Raw genomic sequence first — 4,238 nt, 5'->3', positions numbered from 1 at the left:
CAGCTCGACGTGGACGACGCCCTGCGCGGGCACGTATTCGCAGTGCAGGATTCGCTGTTCTGGGTGGCGTTCCTGGCCGCGATCACGGCGGCGGCCTGCGTGATTCCCGCTGACGGACACTCCCCCGCGCTGGTGGTGGCCGGCAGCGTCGTCTATCTCTGCGGGCTTGCCGCGCACTGCGTCATCGGGCGGGCGGCGAGTCGTTAAAGTAACCCGGATGGCCGACCTTTCGCAGATTGTCGACGACCTGCGCGCCGAAAGCGACGAGCTGGACGCCCTGGTCGCGACGCTGCCCGCCGACCGCTGGAGCACGCCGACGCCCGCCGCGGGCTGGACGATCGCCCACCAGATCGGGCACCTGCTGTGGACCGACCGCGGTGCGCTGGTGTCGGTCACCGACGAGGACGGCTTCGCCGACGTGGTCAAGTCGGCTCTCGACGACCCGATCGGCTTCGTCAACACCGCAGCCGACGAGCTGGCCGGCGTCGGGCCGGCCGAGTTGCTCGCCGACTGGCGGTCGACTCGGGCGCGGCTGCACGACGCGCTGCTGACCGTGGACGACGGCCGCAAGCTGCCGTGGTTCGGCCCGCCGATGAGCGGGCCGTCGATGGCCACGGCCCGATTGATGGAGACCTGGGCGCACGGTCTCGACATTGCCGACGCGCTCGGGGTGGTCCGGCCCGCCACCGCCCGGCTGCGTTCCATCGCCCACATCGGCGTGCGCACCCGCGACTTCGCGTTCGTCATCCACGAGCTGGCGCCGCCGGGCGAGCCGTTCCGGGTGGAGCTGCGCGCACCCGACGGCAGCCTCTGGACGTGGGGACCTGTCGACGCGTCTCAGCGCGTCACCGGGTCCGCCGAGGACTTCTGTTGCCTGGTCACCCAGCGACGCCCGCTGCGCGAGCTCGATGTCGCCGCCTCCGGCGAGGACGCGGCGCGCTGGCTGCCCATCGCGCAGGCGTTCGCGGGGCCGCCCGGGACCGGCCGGTAGGCGGGCAAGGTAACCCTAACTTCCGGTAGGCTCTGCGCTCGTTATGGCTGAACCGTTGCTCGTCCTGCCGCGGGAGCTGACCGAACTCAGCGACGCAGTTCGGGCCGTTCCGCCGCCGCCCACGCCGGTGCTGGCCGACCCGTATGCGCTGCGGCCGGTCAACCCGGATGACGATGCGGCGATGATCTCGCGATGGATGAACATGCCGCACCTGGTGGAGGCGTGGGAGTCGGACTGGCCGGTTGAGCGGTGGCGGGACTACCTGCATGCCCAGTGCGCGGGCGACTATTCCCGCCCGTTCATCGGCAGCATGAACGGCGAAGACGGCGGCTACGTCGAGGTGTACCGCGCCGCAAAGGATTCCATCGCCACCCGCTACGACGCTGATCCCTATGACGTCGGTCTGCATGCCGCGATCGCCGAGCTCTCGATCGTCAACAAGGGGCTCGGCCCGTTCCTGCTGCCGCGGATCGTCGCCAGCGTCTTCGAGGTCGAATCCTGTTGCCGCCGAATCATGTTCGACCCCGATCACCGCAACACCTCGGCGCGCCGGCTGTGTGAATACGCCGGCTGCACGTTCCTCGGCGAGCACGACATGAGCAACCGGCGGATGGCGTTGTACGCGTTGGCGCGCACGCCCGACGACGTACCGCGGGCCCGCTAATGCTTGGCTTTGGTGCGCGAGATCGACGCTAGCCGCGCGATTACTCGCATTTCTTCGCACCAGCGTCGATCTCGATAATGTTTGAGGCCCGCTAGCCGTTCAATTCGCGGTAGCCGTCATAGTCGGGTTTCATTGCCGCAGCCACCAATTCCCACAGCACCTCGTCGGTGCCGCCACCGACGCGGGCCAGCTTCATGTCCCGCCACCACCGGCCCAGCGGTGTCTCGTCGACCAGGTAACCGGCCCCGCCGAAGATGTGCATGCATTCCGAGAGCACCTCTTCGCCGAGCCGCGCGGCGGTCACCTTCACGCCCGCAGCGGCCCGCAGGTCGAGTCGGCCTTCGGCCGCAATCCCGTTGAGCCCGTGACGAAGTAGGTCGACGCGGGCCTGCAGGTCGGCGATGCGCAGCCGCAACGCCTGGTGCTCGAACAGGGTAGCGCCGAACTGCCGCCGCGCCACCATCCGAGCGTGGGTGATGCCGAGCACCCGCTGGCAGCCGCCGGCGACCTGACCGGCGATCGACATCCGCTCGTGCGCCAACCCCCAGGAGATGGCTGCCAAGCCCGTTCCGGGGCGGGCGATCAGCGCGTCGGCGGGCACCCAGATGTCGATGTGTACCGCAGCGGTGTCCAGCGGCCCAGCGCCGACTTTGCGGTACGGCGCCTGGACGTCGCACCGAGCCGTCGGCACCGCGATCACCAGCACGTTGCCGTGTCGGCTGGCGTTGTCGTCATCCACACCGCGGGCGACCACCATGATGTGGTCTGCCACCGGCGAGAGCGACACGAATTTCTTGACGCCGCGGACTTCGAATCCGCCTCGGGCAGAGCGGACTTCGGTCTCGACGATCTGCAGGTCCGACCCTCCCGACTCCTCGGAGGCGCCGATGCACAGCACCGCCTCGCCGCGGATGGCCTGCTCGCAGATGTCCTTGAGATAGTCCGACCGCGCGAAGCGGCGCAGGATCGCAATGGCCGAGTCGTGCAGGCTGACACCGACACCGATGCCGGCCGAGCCCAGCCGCCCCAGCGCGAACGCCAACGCGACCAACTTGGCGACATCGGGATGCGGGCCGCCCAGCCACTTCTGCGCGAACACCCCGCGTTCACCGAGATGCTCGATCAGCTGGCGTGGAAAGCGTTCGTTGACTTCGGCTTCCGCAGTCCACGTGATCACGTCGCCGTTGAACACCTCGTCGAGCAGCGCGCGGTACTCGTCGATGCTCAGCTCACCGGTCACGTCGTCACCTGGGCCACATTGCGTTTGACTTCGAGGCGCCGCAGTTTGCCCGACGAGGTGCGCGGCAGCGCGCCGGGCCGGACGAACACCACGTTGGCGGGCACGATGCCGCACTCCGACGCCACTTTGGCGACCAGTTCACGGCGGGCGCCGGCTTCGTCGGGGCCGCGGAACTCGGCGGTGATCACCAGACCGGGCCGGGCCGCGTCACCGTCGGTGCCGACGGCGACCACCGCGCCCTCCCGCACACCGCGGATTTCGGCGGCGACCCGCTCGATCTCGGCGGGAAAGATGTTGCGTCCGGCGACGGTGATGATCTCTTTGGCCCGCCCGCAGACCACCAGTCCGTCGTCGGTGAGATAGCCCAGGTCGCCGGTCGGGAACCAGGCGCCGGGCTCGAGCGGGTTGTCGCCGAGATAGCCGGACATCATCGAGGTGCCGCGGATCTCGATCTCGCCGACGGCACGGCCCGGCACCTCGGCGGAGTGGTCAGACTCGTGGTTGACGCGAATTTCCATACCATCGATCGGCTCACCCAAGCATGCGTGTCGATGCGGTTCGGCTGCGCCGGAATCGATCTCGTCGTAGCGCAGGCCGCGACCCGGCGGCGGTGTCGTCACCGCGCAGGTCGATTCGGCCAGCCCGTAGGACGGGGCCAACGCCCCGGCGTCGAAACCGAAGGGGCGCAGCGCATCCGCGAATCGCTGCAGGCCAGCGCAGTCGACCGGCTCGCCCCCGTTGATGGCAAACCGCACCCGGCCGAGGTCGACGTCGGAGACCAGTCGGGCGTACGTGCCGATCATGCTGTAGGCCATGTTCGGCGCGGCCGTCAGCGACATGCCGCTCTCGCTGAGCCAGCGCAGCCAGCGGAACGGCGACGCGGTGAACGCCGATGTCGGGGCCAGCCAGACCCGCGACCCACTCAGAGCGCCGCTGAGCAGAAACGTCAGCCCCATGTCGTGATAGAGCGGCAGCCACGTGCAACCCCCGTCGACGGCCGGGTCGACGCCGATGCGGGTGAGCAAGCCGGTGACGTTGTTGTGCACCGCCTCGGCGGAAAGCTCTGCGGTGCGAGGGTTTCCGGTAGAACCCGCGGTGCCCTGCAGTATCGCCGGCGTCCCGGGCGCCGCCTCGACGGGCGTGAAGTTGGTCGACGGTTCGTGCGCGACGGCGGTCAGGTCGAGCACCGCCGGCCCGCCGGCATGCCCTGCCAGCAGGACCAATTCGTCGCCGTGGCTGAGCACCGTGCGCACGCCGATGCCGTCGAATCGGGCCAACGTCGCCTGCGCCCACCGCCGCGGGTCGGCGCCGCGGACCGGGCCGGGCAGGATCGACACGCTGCG

The 4,238-nt window shown here is 69.6% G+C and carries 4 protein-coding genes and 1 pseudogene; 3 read left to right on the top strand and 2 right to left on the bottom strand.

The annotated features are described in order from the left end of the window. From AC2VOU_RS11505 to AC2VOU_RS11495, 3 genes and pseudogenes are all read left to right on the top strand, one after another. A pseudogene (locus AC2VOU_RS11505) lies at positions 1–207 on the top strand (MFS transporter); the annotation flags it as partial. 10 nt (positions 208–217) lie between these two features. Continuing rightward, positions 218–991 (top strand): TIGR03084 family metal-binding protein, encoded by a 774-nt coding sequence (locus AC2VOU_RS11500; protein WP_486957492.1) that lies wholly within the window; start codon positions 218–220, stop codon positions 989–991. Between the two features lie 43 nt (positions 992–1,034). Continuing rightward, positions 1,035–1,655: a GNAT family N-acetyltransferase gene (locus tag AC2VOU_RS11495; RefSeq protein WP_486957491.1), complete on the top strand. Its 621-nt coding sequence runs from the start codon at positions 1,035–1,037 to the stop codon at positions 1,653–1,655. Between the two features lie 91 nt (positions 1,656–1,746). Here the strand turns inward: AC2VOU_RS11495 and mbtN are convergent, their stop codons facing one another. Together mbtN and mbtM are read right to left on the bottom strand one after the other, a co-directional pair. Continuing rightward, complete coding sequence (gene mbtN, locus AC2VOU_RS11490) at positions 1,747–2,895, bottom strand: mycobactin biosynthesis acyl-ACP dehydrogenase MbtN (RefSeq protein WP_486957490.1); 1,149 nt, start codon at positions 2,893–2,895, stop codon at positions 1,747–1,749. Further along, on the bottom strand, positions 2,892–4,238 hold a 1,347-nt coding region (mbtM, locus tag AC2VOU_RS11485), incomplete at its 5' end, for a long-chain-fatty acid--ACP ligase MbtM (RefSeq protein WP_486957489.1). The genes mbtN and mbtM, both read right to left, overlap by 4 nt.

It is taken from the genome of Mycobacterium sp. TH-M25 (assembly GCF_057473665.1).
This window is presented reverse-complemented; position numbering and strand designations above follow the sequence as displayed.